The organism is Pseudomonas sp. ZY71 (assembly GCF_036542145.1).
GTDB lineage: Bacteria > Pseudomonadota > Gammaproteobacteria > Pseudomonadales > Pseudomonadaceae > Aquipseudomonas > Aquipseudomonas koreensis_A.
This window is the reverse complement of record NZ_CP144274.1, coordinates 4,866,972-4,884,320: the sequence shown is the minus strand read 5'-3', so window position 1 is coordinate 4,884,320 and position 17,349 is coordinate 4,866,972. Positions and strand designations below refer to the sequence as shown.

Annotated in this window: 18 protein-coding genes; 15 read left to right on the top strand and 3 right to left on the bottom strand. The window is 58.8% G+C overall.

The annotated features are described in order from the left end of the window. Positions 1–61: 61 nt before the first annotated feature. On the bottom strand, positions 62–715 hold the full coding sequence (locus VY732_RS21595; protein ID WP_331691714.1) for an HD domain-containing protein: 654 nt from the start codon (positions 713–715) through the stop codon (positions 62–64). A 227-nt stretch (positions 716–942) separates the two neighbouring features. Between VY732_RS21595 and VY732_RS21590 the strand changes: the two genes are divergently transcribed. From VY732_RS21590 to VY732_RS21540, 11 genes are all read left to right on the top strand, one after another. After that, positions 943–1,422: a GNAT family N-acetyltransferase gene (locus tag VY732_RS21590; protein WP_007908312.1), complete on the top strand. Its 480-nt coding sequence runs from the start codon at positions 943–945 to the stop codon at positions 1,420–1,422. Positions 1,423–1,581: 159 nt separating this feature from the next. Then, complete coding sequence (locus tag VY732_RS21585) at positions 1,582–2,244, top strand: hypothetical protein (RefSeq protein ID WP_331691713.1); 663 nt, start codon at positions 1,582–1,584, stop codon at positions 2,242–2,244. After that, positions 2,241–2,735, top strand: a complete 495-nt coding sequence (locus tag VY732_RS21580) for a PAAR domain-containing protein (protein ID WP_034155333.1) — start codon at positions 2,241–2,243, stop codon at positions 2,733–2,735. Before VY732_RS21585 ends, VY732_RS21580 begins: the two co-directional genes overlap by 4 nt. A gap of 5 nt (positions 2,736–2,740) precedes the next feature. Continuing rightward, entirely contained in the window at positions 2,741–3,469 is a 729-nt protein-coding gene (locus tag VY732_RS21575; RefSeq protein WP_110720357.1) for an alpha/beta hydrolase, read from the top strand. Further along, entirely contained in the window at positions 3,466–3,999 is a 534-nt protein-coding gene (locus VY732_RS21570; RefSeq protein ID WP_331691712.1) for a hypothetical protein, read from the top strand. The genes VY732_RS21575 and VY732_RS21570 overlap by 4 nt, the downstream gene beginning before the upstream one ends. A gap of 30 nt (positions 4,000–4,029) precedes the next feature. Next, on the top strand, positions 4,030–4,944 hold the full coding sequence (locus VY732_RS21565; RefSeq protein WP_331691711.1) for a hypothetical protein: 915 nt from the start codon (positions 4,030–4,032) through the stop codon (positions 4,942–4,944). A gap of 89 nt (positions 4,945–5,033) precedes the next feature. Then, positions 5,034–6,023 carry a 2-dehydro-3-deoxygalactonokinase gene (locus tag VY732_RS21560; protein ID WP_331691710.1) on the top strand — a complete coding sequence of 330 codons (990 nt, stop codon included), beginning with the start codon at positions 5,034–5,036 and terminating at the stop codon, positions 6,021–6,023. 19 nt (positions 6,024–6,042) lie between these two features. Further along, complete coding sequence (locus VY732_RS21555; protein WP_116030467.1) at positions 6,043–6,663, top strand: 2-dehydro-3-deoxy-6-phosphogalactonate aldolase; 621 nt, start codon at positions 6,043–6,045, stop codon at positions 6,661–6,663. 61 nt (positions 6,664–6,724) lie between these two features. Next, entirely contained in the window at positions 6,725–7,873 is a 1,149-nt protein-coding gene (dgoD, locus tag VY732_RS21550; RefSeq protein WP_064391479.1) for a galactonate dehydratase, read from the top strand. A gap of 170 nt (positions 7,874–8,043) precedes the next feature. After that, complete coding sequence (locus tag VY732_RS21545; protein ID WP_331691709.1) at positions 8,044–9,354, top strand: MFS transporter; 1,311 nt, start codon at positions 8,044–8,046, stop codon at positions 9,352–9,354. Positions 9,355–9,415: 61 nt separating this feature from the next. Further along, the gene (locus tag VY732_RS21540; RefSeq protein WP_034155326.1) at positions 9,416–10,219 is read left to right on the top strand and encodes an IclR family transcriptional regulator; all 804 of its coding nucleotides are present in this window, start codon (positions 9,416–9,418) and stop codon (positions 10,217–10,219) included. Positions 10,220–10,226: 7 nt separating this feature from the next. Here the strand turns inward: VY732_RS21540 and VY732_RS21535 are convergent, their stop codons facing one another. Beyond that, positions 10,227–11,279, bottom strand: coding sequence for an NAD(P)-dependent alcohol dehydrogenase (locus VY732_RS21535; protein WP_331691708.1), 1,053 nt, complete (start codon positions 11,277–11,279; stop codon positions 10,227–10,229). Between the two features lie 192 nt (positions 11,280–11,471). Between VY732_RS21535 and VY732_RS21530 the strand changes: the two genes are divergently transcribed. Further along, positions 11,472–12,362: an AraC family transcriptional regulator gene (locus VY732_RS21530; RefSeq protein ID WP_123595172.1), complete on the top strand. Its 891-nt coding sequence runs from the start codon at positions 11,472–11,474 to the stop codon at positions 12,360–12,362. 183 nt (positions 12,363–12,545) lie between these two features. Here VY732_RS21530 and VY732_RS21525 read toward each other — a convergent pair whose 3' ends face one another. Further along, positions 12,546–14,210 carry an electron transfer flavoprotein-ubiquinone oxidoreductase gene (locus tag VY732_RS21525; RefSeq protein WP_137217811.1) on the bottom strand — a complete coding sequence of 555 codons (1,665 nt, stop codon included), beginning with the start codon at positions 14,208–14,210 and terminating at the stop codon, positions 12,546–12,548. Between the two features lie 552 nt (positions 14,211–14,762). Here VY732_RS21525 and VY732_RS21520 point away from each other — a divergent pair. From VY732_RS21520 to VY732_RS21510, 3 genes are all read left to right on the top strand, one after another. After that, positions 14,763–15,512 (top strand): electron transfer flavoprotein subunit beta/FixA family protein, encoded by a 750-nt coding sequence (locus tag VY732_RS21520; protein WP_007908338.1) that lies wholly within the window; start codon positions 14,763–14,765, stop codon positions 15,510–15,512. 2 nt (positions 15,513–15,514) lie between these two features. Continuing rightward, positions 15,515–16,444 carry an electron transfer flavoprotein subunit alpha/FixB family protein gene (locus tag VY732_RS21515; RefSeq protein ID WP_007908340.1) on the top strand — a complete coding sequence of 310 codons (930 nt, stop codon included), beginning with the start codon at positions 15,515–15,517 and terminating at the stop codon, positions 16,442–16,444. Positions 16,445–16,525: 81 nt separating this feature from the next. After that, the gene (locus tag VY732_RS21510) at positions 16,526–17,347 is read left to right on the top strand and encodes a substrate-binding periplasmic protein (protein WP_331691706.1); all 822 of its coding nucleotides are present in this window, start codon (positions 16,526–16,528) and stop codon (positions 17,345–17,347) included. Positions 17,348–17,349: the final 2 nt, after the last annotated feature.

The following is a 17,349-nucleotide window of genomic DNA, read 5'->3' as shown; positions in this document are numbered from 1 at the left end:
CAGGCAGGCGGCTTAGGTCTGAGGTTGGCGAAGTCAGGATCACTGCACGCCGGAGTAATGCTCAAGCGAGACCGATCTCCTCCTTGAACTGCTTCATGAAGCCCTTCAGACGATGATGACGGACCTGCGCCAGACGCTGGCCGGCGGCAGTCTGGAAACCGTCGGCGAGGTGCAGCAACTTGGTCTGGAAGTGATCGAGGCAAAAACGTTTGTCGTCATAGTCGCGCTGTTTCGCTTCGGGATCCTGCGGGTCGTACAGCGCCGAGCCCATGCGCCCGGCGATGTAGAAGGTACGAGCGACGCCGAGCATGCCCAGTGAGTCGAGGCGGTCGGCGTCCTGGACGATCTTGGCTTCGAGGGTGAGCGGAGTGAGGTTGGCGGAGAAACTGTGGGCTTCGATGGCGTGGGCGACGGCCATGATTTTTTCTTCCGGCCAGTTCAGATCGGCCAGCACTGACGAAGCTTTATCTGCCGCCAGCCGCGAAGCCTGCGAACGCAGCGGTGAATTCTTCTCGACGGCCACGCAATCGTGCAAGAGCACGGCGGCCAGCAGCACCTCAAGATCTCCACCTTCTTCTTCATGCAACGTACGCACGTTGTGCCAGACCCGTTGCAGGTGGGCGAGGTCGTGGGCGCCGTCGTCGGACGGCTCCAATGCGTGCGGCAGCAACTCTGCTGCCAGTGCCGCCACGGGTGTAAAAAACTCAAGGTTCATAAGCATCCTTTCAGATTGTCTCAGTTCCTGTGGGAGCGAGCCTGCTCGCGAAGGCATCCTTACAGTCACCGGCATTGTTGAATGACAGAATGCATTCGCGAGCAGGCTCGCTCCCACAGGGAACTGCAATGTTTGTAACAGTGCGCAGGGTAGTGTGTGTTTTGCCATGTGACGAGCGCCGCGCACGGCCTTAGTATGGCGTTTTCCTTTTCCGACAAGGCCCGTCCATGACGATCGAAATCCGCCCGGCGACCCCCAGCGATGCCCCGCAAATCCTCGCCTTCATTACTGAACTCGCCGATTTCGAAAAGGCCCGCCACGAAGTCATCGCCAGCGTTGCCGACATCGAACGCAGCCTGTTCGGCGAAGGCGCCACCGCTCACGGTCTGATTTGCCTGCGCGATGGTCTGCCGATCGGTTTCGCGGTGTTCTTCTTCAGCTACTCGACCTGGCTCGGCAGCAATTGCCTGTACCTCGAAGACCTCTACATCACCCCGGAGCAACGCGGCGGCGGTGCCGGCAAAACCTTGTTGCGTCACCTGGCAAAAATCGCCTGCGACAACGACTGCGGCCGCTTCGAATGGAGCGTGCTCGACTGGAACACGCCGGCGATCGAATTCTACAAATCCCTCGGCGCACAACCTCAGGAAGAGTGGGTGCGCTACCGCATGGATGGCCAGGTTCTGCGTGAGTTTGCCGAGGGCTGAACACGATGATGGCAATCCGGAAGTAATTCGATTGTCGCCAGCCCTCTAGTCCGGCATTCTACGCGCCATTTTTGCGCGCTCACGGACGACACCTGCAATGCCTCTGGCACAACTTCTCCACGCCCGTGGAGCCTTCGCTGCGTCAACGAGTGACCGGCGATGAGCGGACTACGGGCGACAATGCGTCTGTATGGCCTGGTGAAAAACTCAGGCTTGAGCGACAACCCCCAGCGCCAACCGGTCGATATTCTGTGCATGACAAACCGCACGGGCGGCAGCGCCATTCGTGCGTTCGTGTCACGCCTCGATGCTGAGTTGATGACGCGCAGTGCCGGGCTCGCCGATTACCGCGTGATACCGCTGCGCACTTTCGATCCGACGGCGTTTATCGACGCCCATCAAGGCTGGCTGACACTGCATGTCTGTTGCGGTTTTGTCGCCCCTGCCGGGCATTCGCTGCTCAAGGACGGCGGGTTGATGCCGATGGGCTGGTACGTCTATTCCGAGATCGGCCAGTGGACGGCCCAGCATCATCTCGACTTCGGCGCACAAATGGCCGAACTGCTGCAATCGACTTACGAGCGTAATCACCTGCGCAACTACAACGCCTGGCTCAACGAACTCGACGACGCCTCGCCGGCTGAACTGGCCTGGCAAACCGACGAAGCCTGGCAACACCTGCAAACCGCCGCATCACTCGACAGCCGTGAGCATTGTCACGCCCTGTTCGACCCCGTCGATAACCGCTGGCGCTTCGCCGCGACCGACATCGATATTCATCAGCCGCACCCGGAACCCCTGAAGCAAGGAGCTTTGAATTGAGTGGTAAACCCGCTGCACGCGTCACCGACCCGACCGCCTGCCCATTGCCAGGCCATGGCACCAACCCGATTGCTTCCGGCTCGCCGAACGTCTTCTTCGACGGCCTCGCCGCCGCGCGCATGACCGATAAATCGGCGTGCGGCAGCCCGATTACCGGGGCCGTTTCCGGCACCGTTTTTATCAACGGCTTGAACGCGGCCACGCTCGACAGCACCGGAGGCCACGGCAATGTCGTGGTAGGTGGTTCGGGCACTGTGATTATCGGCCAGAGCGGCGGAGGGGCAGCGTTTAGTGGGCTGTTGCCGATGCCTGTGCATTTCAATGATCGAATGCAGATCGTTGATGAAAACAGCGGTGAACCGCTTTCCTATATTGCCTACGTCATCGAACGGGCAGATGGAACGCTGGAACGAGGCGTCACTGATGCCAAGGGTCATACCCACACGGTCAGTTCGCACCTCAAAGAAACCATCAAACTGTACGTGGAGTAATACCGATGGGAGCTCAATCCGGAGCCGTTCAAGGATGCATCGGGAGACTGGTCGCCAGCCATGAGTTGACGACAAAAGAGGATCAGACGGTCAAACCCGTGACACTTGCCAGAGAGGTTGTGGCTTTTTTCATTGGCGGTGCTGGCGATTCGGAAAGTTACTACGGAGACGGGCCTAGCAACTACACCTTGCGGGCCATGGAAGCTTTGCAGATCCGTTTGGGCTCGAGCTATGGCGGCAAATTCCAACCCTATTACATGGGATACAACGATGTAAAAGGGGATGCCGACCTCGAAGAGTTTGTATTCTCTAAGCTGCCTCACAAGTCCGCACATGTCTACATTGTGGGTCATAGTCTGGGCGGGTGGAACGGCGCGCATTTGTCGCAGATTCTCACCGATAAAGGTTATATCGTGAAAATGCTCGTTACTCTGGATCCTGTGGGGGAAGGTGTGATGGTGGCGTTGATTTCGGATATTTACTGGTCGGAGCCAACGCCCAAGGCTGAAACTTGGATCAACGTTCGGGCAGAGCCTGACGAGATGGATCGAACCGACGTAGTCGCTTGGGTAGGGGGCAAGTGGGATATCGAATCAGGTCCCGATGTTATGGGGATCGTCAAATTCAACCATTACTCGGCCTTGAGATTGTATGAGTCCCGTCTGGAGTGCGGGCAGTCGGCATTGGATTTGTCGGCGAGTTCAATTGCTGGTTACTTGAGGGAAGGTGCATGAGATGGGTATTGCTGATCGCTGTGTCGTTATTGTGCGTTGCCTGCGCAAAGTCTCATGACATCACCCCCGCGTCATTGGGCTATGAATCGGTTACGCCGCGCTCGAATAGCGTTTTTTTTGAGGTCAATTTCAATTCGGATGTGGAACTGCTGGAGATTTTCTGGCGGGAAAAGAAAGCGAACAGCTTTGACCAGGTATTCATTTGCGCCCTGGGTGATGACACTGACTTTTCCGTGGAACATACGATATCGAAAGCAGCAATGGGTCTGGTCAGAGAAAACAAGGAGCATTTGAACAAGGCCGGATTCGGATACACCGCGAGCATTGCTTTCAAGGACGTTGGTGAAAAGAAAAGGACCTCGAAGTACTTGAGTCGTGACGCCATAAAAGGCTTGTTGAAAGACAAGCAGATGATTCCGTGCAAAGTGGTGGTTACGGCAACGGGTTATAAGGCGTATTACACCAAATCACTGTTCATCCCCGTTGCAGATGTTTTTTCTGCCCTGTCGGACTACGACAGTTTTCGATGACGTGCCCAGCAGTTGATTTTTGGAGTGGTAATGGCAAGGTTGCTTTTGGTTTGTTTGTTTGCGTTGTGTTCCTCTTGCATGCACTTGGATGTTCCCCCCGCAAGGCTTGAATTTGTCTCGATCAATCACGAGATATCTTCCTCTTACGACCTGCGTTTCACCTCAGACCGAAACCTGATTGACCTGTATGAGGATCATGGGCGACGAGGGCAGATTGGTACCTGGATCCATTGCTCGTTGAATGGCGATGCGGATTTTTCCATCGAACATGAAATCGTCCTGGAAGCCTCGGGAATCGTCAGCGGCATGCGCTTGATCGAAGGCGATCGTCGTTATGAGATGTTCGCGAATATCAGTGTCGAGAATCACGCCGTCAACGACGGCCGTAACCACATCCGACCGGTTGAGTTGGTGCAGATCCTCAAACCGCAGGAATACATTCCGTGCAAGGTGGTGATCACCGCGTTCCCGTTCGTGGCGTATTACTCGAAAGTCATGTACATGCCCACGTCGCGGTTCATTGCCGCAATAGAACATCCGCGCGTGGCACCCGCGCGTATTTCGCTCAAACAGCCCGACCAACCAAGGTCGTTGCTGCCTTTTGCCTCAGTGTGCATCGTGCGCTGGCGCTATGACCTGGCGCTCGGCTATGACCAGATTGACAGCCTCGGACTCTGTAGCGACGTGCCCTATGCCGGCATGTTGGCTTCGTTTGCACCGAACAACACGAAGCTGAAGGTTGTTTCAGGTTCAGAGGAAAACCCGGCGCCCTTCGCGGCTTACACCATTATTCGCGCTGACGGACGCCGGGAGCCTGGAATAACTGACGACAAGGGCCACACGCATGAGGTGGGATCCAGCGAGGACGAAACAGTGAGGATCCTGATCAACAATGATCTGGATGTCGTTCAGCGTTGGACAAAATGGACTGATGATGTCCCATAATATGGGATGTAAAATTACATATTGAGATTTAGCGCCTGAGAGGTCTATAGTCCGTCGCACTCACTGCCAAAAACAAAACAGGTGAAGCGATGCTGGCGCAATTGATCGCGCTCGACTGGGGGACGACCTCATTACGTGCTTACAAACTCGCGGCGGGTGGTGTGGTGCTGGAGCAGCGCGCGCTGTCGTCCGGGATCATGCAACTGCCGAAGACTCCGCGAGTCATCAACGGTCGCGAATGCGCCGATGGTTTTGAACTGGCGTTCGATGAGGCGTGCGGCGATTGGCTCGATGCGCAGCCGGATCTGCCGGTGATTGCCTGCGGCATGGTCGGCAGTGCGCAGGGCTGGCGTGAAGCGGCCTACTGCGAGACGCCGGCGAACGTCGCCAATCTCGGAAACTCCCTACAAACAGTTGTCAGTCTGCGCGGCACCCGCGTGCATATCGTGCCGGGTGTGATTCAGCGTTCGCGTCTGCCGAATGTGATGCGCGGCGAAGAAACCCAAGTGCTCGGCGTGCTGCAGAATCTGCCGATTGAGGCGGGTGCTGATCTGTTGATAGGCCTGCCGGGCAGCCACTCGAAATGGGTCGACGTGGTCGGTGGCTGCATCACTCATTTCGATACCTTCATGACCGGCGAAGTGTTCGCCGTGCTCAGCGAGCACAGCATCCTCGGCCGGACCCTGAAGCAAGGCGCGATCTTCGATGCTCTGGCATTTGACCGTGGTGCGCAGGTTGCTCTGTCGGCGGACGGCGAACTCGGTGTGCTGTCGACGTTGTTCAGCGCCCGTACCCTGGGCTTGACCGGCGAACTCAGCCCGACCGAGCAGGCGGATTATTTGTCCGGCCTGATGATCGGCCATGAACTGGCGGCGCTCGCCACGGTTCAGCGCCGTCGCCGCAACAACCCGAATCTTCCTTCGATCATCCTCATCGGCAACGCGCAACTCTGTGCGCGCTACAGCCGTGCCCTCGATGCCTGCGGTTTCGCCAACGTGACGCTGGCCGAGCAGGCCACCGAGCGTGGTCTGTGGCAACTGGCGCTGGCCGCCGGACTGATCGACACCTCATCCCGTTAACCCTGACTGGAGGCCTGACATGCTCAAGCAAGCACTGGCACAAAACGGTCTGATCGCGATTCTGCGTGGCCTGCACCCGCAGGAAGCCGCGGCTGTCGGAGAAGTCCTGTATGCCGCCGGATTTCGCGTCATCGAAGTACCGCTCAATTCCCCTTCGCCGTACGAAAGTATCCGCATCCTGCGCAAGACCTTGCCCGCCGATTGCCTGATCGGTGCCGGCACGGTGCTGACCCCGGAACAGGTCGGGTTGGTGAAAGAAGCCGGCGGCCAAGTGATCGTCATGCCGCACAGCGATGCCAAGGTTTTACGCGCTGCAAAAGCGGCGGGGCTGTTTCTGTCGCCGGGTGTCGCCACGCCCACCGAAGCCTTCGCGGCGCTGGAGGAGGGCGCGGACATTCTCAAGCTGTTCCCGGCCGAGCAGATGGGCCCGGCGGTCGTCAAAGCCTGGCTCGCAGTGTTGCCGGCGGGAACGGTTCTGGCGCCGGTCGGCGGCATCACGCCGGACAACATGCAGGCGTTTATCGACGCAGGCGTGAAAGGTTTCGGCCTCGGTTCCGGCCTGTTCAAACCGGGCATGACGCCGGAGCAGGTGGCAGTGAATGCCAAGGCCTACGTGGCCGCGTGGAAGGCGCTTCGCTAAGACTTTCTGGCGCTGCGTGCGCTGCATCTAATAAGAGCTGCATTTACAAAAGAGAGCAGAGATGAAAATCACCAAACTCACGACCTTCATCGTCCCGCCGCGCTGGTGTTTCCTCAAGGTCGAAACCGACGAAGGCGTGACCGGTTGGGGCGAGCCCGTGGTCGAGGGCCGCGCGCACACTGTCGCCGCTGCCGTTGAAGAATTGTCCGACTACCTGATCGGCAAAGACCCACGCAACATCGAAGACATCTGGACCGTGCTCTATCGCGGCGGTTTCTACCGTGGCGGCGCGATTCACATGAGCGCACTGGCCGGTATCGATCAGGCGCTGTGGGACATCAAAGGCAAGGCCCTCGGTGTGTCGGTGAGTGATCTGCTCGGCGGTCAGGTGCGTGACAAGATTCGTGTGTATTCGTGGATCGGCGGCGATCGTCCGGCCGACACCGCGCGTGCGGCGCAAGAGGCGGTGAGCCGTGGTTTCACTGCGGTGAAAATGAACGGCACCGAAGAGCTGCAATTTCTCGATACCTTCGAAAAAGTCGATCTGGCGCTGGCCAACGTCGCCGCTGTGCGTGATGCGGTCGGGCCGAACGTCGGCATCGGTGTCGACTTCCATGGCCGCGTGCACAAGCCGATGGCCAAGGTGCTGATGAAGGAACTCGATCCGTACAAACTGATGTTTATCGAAGAGCCGGTGCTCAGCGAAAACTATGAAGCGTTGAAAGAACTGGCGCCGCTGACCAGCACGCCGATTGCCCTCGGTGAGCGGCTGTTCTCGCGTTGGGACTTTAAACGCGTGTTGAGCGAAGGCTACGTCGACATCATCCAGCCGGACGCCTCGCACGCCGGCGGCATCACCGAAACCCGCAAGATCGCCAACATGGCCGAAGCCTACGACGTGGCACTGGCGCTGCACTGCCCGCTGGGGCCGATTGCGCTGGCGGCGTGTTTGCAATTGGACGCGGTTTGTTACAACGCGTTTATCCAGGAGCAGAGCCTGGGCATCCATTACAACGAGAGCAACGATTTGCTCGACTACGTGAAGGATCCACGGGTGTTCGATTACGACAAAGGCTTCGTGAAGATTCCGAACGGCCCGGGGTTGGGCATCGAGATCAACGAGGAGTACGTGATCGAGCGCGCTGCGGTCGGGCATCGCTGGCGCAACCCGATCTGGCGTCATGCCGATGGCAGTTTTGCCGAGTGGTGATTCCCTTCTGATTCACCACAGTTCAAATGTAGGAGTGAGCCTGCTCGCGATTCGATGTGACATCCAGAATTGATGTTACAGACAAGACGCTATCGCGAGCAGGCTCACTCCTACAGGGATTTGTGCAGGCCTCAGGCCGACCTCAATAAACATAAAAAGAGGCTCTCCCCATGCAACCGCAAACCCTCACCGGGCAGGCGTCTTTAGTCACGCCCAGTCGCAAGCGGTTTTTCATCATGGTGTTGCTGTTCATCACCGTGGTCATCAACTACCTCGATCGCAGCAACCTGTCGATTGCCGCGCCGGCGCTGACCAGTGAGCTGGGCATCGACCCGATTCACGTCGGCCTGATCTTCTCTGCGTTCGGCTGGACCTACGCCGCCATGCAGATCCCCGGCGGCTGGCTGGTCGATCGTGTGCCGCCGCGCATTCTTTACAGCGTCGCGTTGCTGCTGTGGTCGCTGGCCACGGTGATGCTCGGTTTCGCGGCCAGTTTCATTGCGCTGTTCGTGCTGCGCATGGCGGTCGGTGCACTGGAAGCGCCGGCGTATCCGATCAACAGCCGCGTAGTGACGACCTGGTTTCCCGAACGTGAACGCGCCACGGCGATCGGTTTCTACACCTCCGGGCAGTTCGTTGGTCTGGCATTCCTGACCCCGGTGCTGGCCTGGCTGCAGCACGAATTCGGCTGGCACATGGTCTTCGTCGCGACCGGCGCGGTGGGCATCATCTGGGCGGCGATCTGGTACGCGGTGTATCGCGAGCCACGGGATTTCAAAGGTGCCAACGAAGCGGAAATCGATCTGATCCGCGAGGGCGGTGGTCTGGTCGATATTCAGCAGGAGACGGCCAAGGTCAAAGCCAAATTCAGCTGGACCGATTTGGGCATCGTTCTGACCAAGCGTAAGTTGTGGGGCATCTATCTCGGCCAGTTCTGCCTGAACTCGACGCTGTGGTTTTTCCTCACGTGGTTCCCGACCTACCTGGTGAAATATCGCGGGATGGATTTCATCAAGTCCGGCCTTTTGGCGTCGCTGCCGTTTCTCGCAGCGTTCGTTGGGGTGCTGTGTTCGGGGTTCTTTTCCGACTTTTTGATTCGTCGCGGTTGCACCGTCGGCTTTGCGCGCAAGTTGCCGATCATCGGCGGGCTGCTGATTTCCACCTCGATCATCGGCGCCAACTTCGTTGAATCGACGCCGCTGGTGATTGCCTTCCTGGCGTTGGCGTTCTTCGGCAACGGTCTGGCCTCGATCACCTGGTCGCTGGTGTCGACCTTGGCGCCGGCGCGTTTGCTAGGGCTGACCGGCGGGGTGTTCAACTTCATCGGCAACCTGTCGGCGATTGCCACGCCGATCGTCATCGGCTTCCTCGCCAGTGGCGATTCGTTCGCGCCGGCGATCACCTATATCGCGGTGCTCGCCTTGATCGGTGCTTTGTCCTACGTGCTGCTGGTCGGCAAGGTCGAGCGTATCGAGTTGTAGTGGTCTGCGTCGGGCGACCATAATGCCGCCCGTTCCTTCGCTCAACGGTAAAAGGCTGGATATGCAGGAAGACGCTCCGGAAAAAACCAAGGACGCCGCGCCCACCGGCACGCAGACGCTATTGCGAGGCCTCGGCGTGGTGCAAGCGGTGGCCAGTGGCGCCCGCGATCTCAAGGAGATTGCCCGGCTGATCGGCACCACGCGCAGCACCACCCATCGTCTGGCCAGTTGCCTGGTTGATGAGCGTTACCTGCGCGTGGTGCCGCAAGTCGGTTACCTGCTCGGGCCGAAGCTGATCGAGCTGGGTTTTCAGGCGCGCGAAGAGTTGCCGCTGGTGACCTTGGCCGGGCCGTATCTGGACGAGTTGTCGGCGCTGACCGGCGACACCGTGCACTTGGGCATTCGTGAAGGCGATGAAGTGCTGTATCTGCTGAAGAACCCGGGACGCAATGGCCCGGAAATGCGCTCGCGGGTCGGCCATCGCATGCCGCTGGCGCGCACCGGTATCGGTAAGGCGTTGATGCTCGATGATTCGCCGAAAGATTGGCAACGTCTGTACGACATCAGTCTGCCGGCAGGTGGGAAAAGTCAGTTCTGGCCGCAGCATCCCCAGCAGTCGTGGGAACAGCTGGAGCAGCGCATGACCGAATACGTCGCCGGTGGCTACGCCTTCGATCTGGAGGACAACGAACCGTCGATCCGCTGCGTGGCGGCGCCGATTCGCGATGCGAGCAAGGGCATCGTGGCGGCGATCAGTATCGCCAGTACCGTGCCGTACATGCCGCTGGAAAAAATGGCCGAGCTGATTCCCCTGATCAAAGGGGTCACAGCTCGGCTTTCGGCGGAGCTCGGCTTGAAGGTATAAGGCAGATTTAAACCTTGAGCGTCGCCATGTCGATGACGAAACGGTACTTCACGTCGCCGGCAATCATCCGGGCGTAAGCCTCGTTGATCTGGCGGATGTCGAGCATTTCGATGTCGCAGGTGATGTTGTGTTCGGCGCAGAAATCCAGCACTTCCTGGGTTTCGGCGACGCCACCGATCAACGAGCCGGCCAACACGCGGCGGCTCATCACCAGTTTGCCGGCGTGCACTGGTGGATCAATCGGCTCGATCAGACCGACCAGAATGTGCACGCCGTCGAAGCGCAGGGTGTCGAGGTACGGATTCAGATCGTGCTGCACCGGGATGGTGTCGAGCAGGAAGTCGAAGTAACCGGCAGCCGCTTTCATTTGTTCGGCGTCGGTGGAGACGATCACGTGATCGGCGCCTTGACGACGACCTTCTTCTGCCTTGCTCGCCGAGCGGGTGAACAGTGTGACTTCAGCGCCCATGGCCTTGGCGAATTTGATGCCCATGTGGCCCAGACCACCCATGCCGAGAATCCCGACTTTGTCGCCCGCTTTTACACCGTAATGCTTGAGTGGCGAGTAGGTGGTGATGCCGGCGCAGAGGATCGGCGCGGCGCTGGCCAGTGCGAGTGTTTCCGGAATACGCACGACGAAGTGTTCGCTGACGACGATGCTGTCGGAATAACCGCCCATGGTGTTGCTGCCATCGACCCGATCCGGGGTGGCGTAGGTCATGGTCGGGCCTTCGAGGCAATATTGCTCAAGGTTCGACTGGCAGGCTTCACAGGTGCGGCAAGAGTCGACCATGCAGCCAACCCCGACCAGATCGCCTACTTTATGTTGGGTGACATTCGCACCGATCGCGGTGACTTTTCCGACGATCTCGTGGCCGGGCATCAACGGGTAAACGGCAATGCCCCATTCGTTGCGCGCCTGGTGGATGTCGGAGTGGCAGACGCCACAGTAGAGAATCTCGATGGCAACGTCGTCGGCGCGCGGGCTGCGACGTTCGAATTTCATCGGGGCGAGGGGGGTGGTGGCCGATTGGGCGGCATAACCGATGGCGGTGTACATGTGAAACCTCGCAAAAGCAGGAACAAGTGAGGCGGCGCATTTTGGGCGCCGACTGCCGGTCCGGCCATGACGATTCCTCCGGGTCTCATGCCTAATCCTCCGGCATGCGGGTTTGATCCGTCGAATTGGCAAAAGGATCTGCGATGATGCTTTCATCCCCTGTTTCCGTGATTTTTTGTGAAGAACAATTCGATGCAATTAACCCGTCATCTTGATGCCAATGCGCGGCTGGTTTCGCTGATCGAACCGCTGGCGCTGCGCGATGGTTATTCCCCGACCGGGTTGCCCGGTGTGCAAGTGTTGCGCGCCAGTTGCGACGTCGCCCGTGGCCCGCACATTTACGAGCCGAGCCTGATGATCATCGCCCAAGGCAGCAAATTGGCGTTTCTCGGGCCACGCACCATGGAATACGGCGCCGGGCATTACCTGATTCAGGCGCTGCCGGTGCCGTTCGAGTGCGAGACGTTTGCCTTGCCGGATGCGCCGTTGCTCGGTGTGTCGGTGGCGATTGATCGGGTGTTGCTCGGTGAACTGGTGTTGGCCATGGGGCTGGCGCCGGGGCGGCATATTCCAGCGCAGACGCCGGAGTCGATGACCTCGGTGGTGCTTGACGATGGCATGCGCGGTTGTGTCGAGCGCTTGCTGAGTTGCCTGCACGATCCGCTGGAATGCCAGATTCTCGGGCCGGCGCGGGTGCGTGAATTATTGTTCGTCGCGTTGCGCGGGCCACAAGCGGATGTGTTGCGCGCGTTGGTGGAGCAGCAGGGGCAATTCGCGCGGGTGGCGGCGTCGATCAGTCATCTGCATGCGCATTACACCGAGCCATTGAACGTGGAGACGCTGGCCGGTTGCGCGAACATGAGCGTGTCGACCTTTCATGAGCATTTCAAGCGCAGCACGCTATTGTCGCCGGTGCAGTATCTGAAACGTTTGCGCTTGTTGAAGGCGCAGACGTTGCTGGTGGCGGAAGGGCTGGGTGTGGCGCAGGTGGCGCATCGGGTGGGGTATCAGAGTACGTCGCAGTTCAGCCGCGAATATAAGCGTTACTTTGAGCGTAGTCCTGGAGACGAGCGCGCCGCCTGATCCGACGAAGATCCCCTGTAGGAGTGAGCCTGCTCGCGATAGCGGTGTGTCAGTCAGCATCATCGTCAACTGACACACCGCTATCGCGAGCAGGCTCACTCCTACAGGGTTCGGCGGTGTTGCAGGAATTTTGGGCAACAAAAAGGCCCCCGAATCGGGAGCCTTGTTGTTCAGCGGTTCGACTTACATATTCGGATAAGTCGGGCCGCCAGCGCCTTCCGGCGTGACCCAGGTGATGTTCTGCGAAGGGTCCTTGATGTCACAGGTCTTGCAGTGCACGCAGTTCTGCGCATTGATCTGGAAGCGCTTCTCGCCGTCTTCCTTGGTGATCACTTCGTACACACCGGCCGGGCAGTAGCGCTGCGCCGGTTCGTCGTACAGCGGCAGGTTCTTGCTGATCGGGATGCTCGGGTCGGTCAGCTTCAGGTGGCACGGTTGTTCTTCTTCATGGTTGGTACCGGAGATGAACACCGAGCTGAGCTTGTCGAAGCTGAGTTTGCCGTCTGGTTTCGGATAGTCGATCTTCTTGCAGTCCGCGGCGAGCTTGAGGCAAGCGTAATCCGGCTTGGTGTCGTGCAGGGTGAACGGCAGTTTGCCGCCGAAGATGTTCTGATCCAGCCAGTTGAAACCGCCGCCGACGATGGCGCCGAACTTGTGGATCGCCGGGCCGAAGTTACGGCTGGCGAACAGTTCGTCGTAGAGCCAGCTCTTCTTGAACGCGTCGACGTAAGTGGTCAGCTCTTCAGTGCCGTCCTTTTCCGCGAACAGTGCGTCAGCCACCGATTCAGCGGCGAGCATGCCGGACTTCATCGCAGTGTGGCTGCCTTTGATCTTGGCGAAGTTCAGGGTGCCGAGGTCGCAACCGATCAGCGCGCCGCCCTTGAAGACCATTTTCGGCAGCGAGTTCAGGCCACCTTTGCAGATCGCGCGGGCGCCGTAGCTGATGCGCTTGCCGCCTTCCAGGTACTGAGCCAACACCGGGTGGTGCTTGAGGCGCTGGAACTCGTCGAACGGCGACAGATAGGTGTTGCTGTAGGAAAGATCGACGATCAGACCGACCACCACCTGGTTGTTTTCCAGGTGATAGAGGAACGAGCCACCGGTGTTCTCGGTGCCCATGATGTCCAGCGGCCAACCGGCGGTGTGTACCACCAGGCCTGGCTGGTGCTTGGCCGGGTCGATTTCCCAGATTTCTTTCAGGCCGATGCCGTAGTGCTGAGCGTCGGCCTCGCTGTCGAGGTTGTAGCGCTTGATCAGTTGCTTGCCGATGTGGCCACGGCAGCCTTCGGCGAACAGCGTGTATTTGCCACGCAGTTCCATGCCCGGGGTGTACAGGCCTTCTTTCGGGTTGCCTTCGCGGTCGACGCCGAGATCACCGGTAATGATCCCGCGCACCACGCCTTGTTCGTCGATCAGCGCTTCCTGAGCGGCGAAGCCTGGGTAGATTTCTACGCCAAGGTTCTCGGCTTGCTGAGCGAGCCAGCGGCACAGGTTGCCGAGGGAAATGATGTAGTTGCCTTCGTTGTGCATGGTCTTGGGCACAAAGAAGTCTGGAATTTTTTGCGCGTTTTCGGCGTTTTTCAGCACGAAAATATCGTCGCGGGTGACTGGCGTGTTCAGCGGCGCGCCGAGTTCTTTCCAGTCCGGGAACAGTTCGTTCAGAGCGCGTGGTTCGAACACGGCACCGGAGAGGATGTGTGCGCCGACTTCGGAGCCTTTTTCGACCACGCAGACGCTGATTTCCTTACCGGCTTCGGCGGCCTTCTGCTTCAGACGGCAGGCGGCGGACAGGCCAGCGGGGCCGGCACCGACGATGACCACGTCGAATTCCATGTATTCGCGTTCCACAGGCTATCTCCTACTCAAGGCTCAACAGTTTTTTTTCTAATTTGGAGGTTTGATGTCGCATCCGCTATTCCTTTACGTTAACGTCAAGGGGGAATATTGGAGAACAGACCTTTCTCTCTAGGCGGCGCATTATATCTACACCACTCCTAGCGTCCAATACAAACGTTTGTTTGAATCGGCTCCAGCCCAGAGAAATCAAAGAAGCGCGGCTTATGAATGGTCATTTTGCTGTATTGACCGGAATAGGCGTTCCGGTCAAGATACGGGCGGTTTTGCGCTCGTCGTAGGCAGACTGGCGGTTTCAAGAGCACGTCTAAAGACAGGGCACAGGCGGTTGAGAGTGATGCGCAGCGCAGTCTGGCGCGCAGTTTACACAGCGTGAGGATCAATGACTTGTCGGTCACCACTGACGAACGGTCGCACCCCCTTCACATCGTGCAATCACTTCGCACCCCGGTCGGCGTTTTTAGAGGTGCCCTTTTAGCCTGATGAGCATCAACCGCCAGGTTCGCCTAGGCGACTTTCTTTTCACCGGAGAGTAACGAGGAATCCATGAAGGTTCTTGTAGCTGTCAAACGCGTTGTGGATTACAACGTCAAGGTTCGCGTCAAGGCGGACAATTCCGGCGTCGATCTCGCCAACGTCAAGATGTCGATGAACCCGTTCTGCGAAATCGCAGTGGAAGAAGCCGTACGCCTGAAAGAGAAAGGTGTTGCGACTGAAATCGTCGTCGTCTCCATCGGCCCGACCACCGCTCAGGAGCAGTTGCGTACCGCACTGGCTCTGGGTGCCGACCGTGCCATCCTCGTCGAATCCGCTGAAGATCTGACCTCGCTCGCCGTGGCCAAGCTGCTCAAGGCTGTGGTCGACAAGGAACAGCCGCAGTTGGTGATCCTCGGCAAACAGGCCATCGACAGCGACAACAACCAGACCGGCCAGATGCTCGCTGCACTGAGCGGCTACGGTCAGGGCACGTTCGCCTCGAAAGTCGAAGTCTCGGGCGACAGCGTTGCCGTAACTCGCGAAATCGACGGCGGCGCGCAGACTGTTTCCCTGAAACTGCCAGCGATCGTCACCACCGACCTGCGTTTGAACGAGCCGCGTTATGCGTCCCTGCCAAACATCATGAAAGCCAAGAAGAAGCCTCTCGAAGTGCTGACTCCGGACGCTTTGGGCGTTTCCACCGCCTCTACCAACAAGACCCTGAAAGTCGAAGCGCCGGCTGCACGCAGCGCAGGCATCAAGGTCAAGTCGGTGGCTGAACTGGTCGAGAAACTGAAAAACGAAGCGAAGGTAATCTGATCATGACTATCTTGGTAATCGCTGAACACGACAACAAAGTGCTGGCCCCGGCCACGCTGAACACCGTGGCTGCTGCGGCCAAAATCGGCGGCGACATCCACGTTCTGGTTGCTGGCCAAGGCGCTGGCGCCGTGGCTGAAGCCGCTGCGAAAATCGCAGGCGTGAGCAAAGTCCTCAACGCTGACAACGCCGCTTACGCGCATCAGTTGCCGGAAAACGTTGCTCCGCTGGTTGCAGAGCTTGGCGCTGGCTACAGCCACATCCTGGCTGCCGCTACCTCCAACGGCAAAAACATCCTGCCGCGCGTTGCTGCGCAGTTGGACGTTGACCAGATCTCCGAGATCATCTCGGTTGAAAGCGCTGATACCTTCAAACGTCCGATCTACGCCGGTAACGCCATCGCTACCGTGCAGTCCACCGCTGCGATCAAAGTGATCACCGTGCGTGCCACCGGTTTCGACCCGGTTGCTGCTGAAGGTGGTTCGGCTGCTGTTGAAGCTGTTGGTGCTGCGCACGACGCTGGCACTTCGAGCTTCGTGGGTGAAGAACTGGCCAAGTCCGATCGTCCGGAACTGACCGCTGCCAAGATCGTCGTTTCCGGCGGCCGCGGCATGCAGAACGGCGACAACTTCAAACATCTGTACGCCCTGGCCGACAAGCTCGGCGCTGCTGTCGGTGCTTCGCGCGCTGCGGTCGACGCAGGTTTCGTACCGAACGACATGCAGGTCGGTCAGACCGGCAAGATCGTTGCGCCACAGCTGTACATCGCCGTCGGTATCTCCGGCGCGATCCAGCATCTGGCCGGCATGAAAGACTCCAAAGTGATCGTTGCGATCAACAAGGACGAAGAAGCGCCGATCTTCCAGGTGGCCGATTACGGTCTCGTGGCGGATCTGTTCGAAGCCGTACCTGAGCTGGAGAAGCTGGTCTAATCCAGCGGCTTCACTTATAAAGAGCCCGGCCTGTTGGTCGGGCTTTTTTTTGTCTTGGATTTGAGTGGGGAGCGTTTTGCCATGGATCTGCGCTGCGGATGGTTGTTGGGTTTGGCCCTGTTGCCCGGTTTGGCCATGGCCGCTGGCAAATGCGAGCGCCTCGTCGTCACCGGTAGCCCGGATGCACCGCCGTATCTGTGGCAGGACCCGCAGAATCCCAAGCAGTTGATCGGTGCCAGCGCCGACCTGTTGCAGCAAGTGGCCAAAGATCTCGGCATCAAGGTCGAGTTGCTCTACGCCGGCAAACGCTCGCAAGCCCTCGACGAAGTGCGCAGTGGGCGCATGGACATGCTGGCCGATGCGCCGTTGACATTTACTGAGCTGGAAAACCTCGACTACATCTATCCGCCGCTGCTGCAAAACGACTACCTGGTGTGGACGCGCAAAGGCTCGACCCTGGTCTACGGCGAAGCCAAAGACTTGCACGGCCACGCAGGTGCGCTGTCAGAAAAGTCTCGAATCACCCAGGCATTCGGCACTTTCGCCGAGCAGAATCTGACCCTGACCAAGACAGCCAACCTCACTCAAGCCTTTCAGAAACTGCTCCTCGGTGAGGTGGAATATGTACTCGCCGGCCGTTACTCAGGCATGGCCGCCGCGCAGGCATTGGGCATGGCCAATGACTTGCTGGCGTTCGAGCAACCGATCGACCGCCCGGGTCTGTTTCTCGCGGTTTCGCATAACTCGGCGTGCAACGATCCGTGGTTGCGCGGACAGCTAGCCAAAAAGATGACAGAATTGCCCGCGTCCGGACTGACGGAAGCCGCGCTGCAACGCAATATCGAGCGCTGGAAGGCGCAGCAGCAACAGCCGCAACCACCTGTCAGTGCCCCAAAACAGTAGGG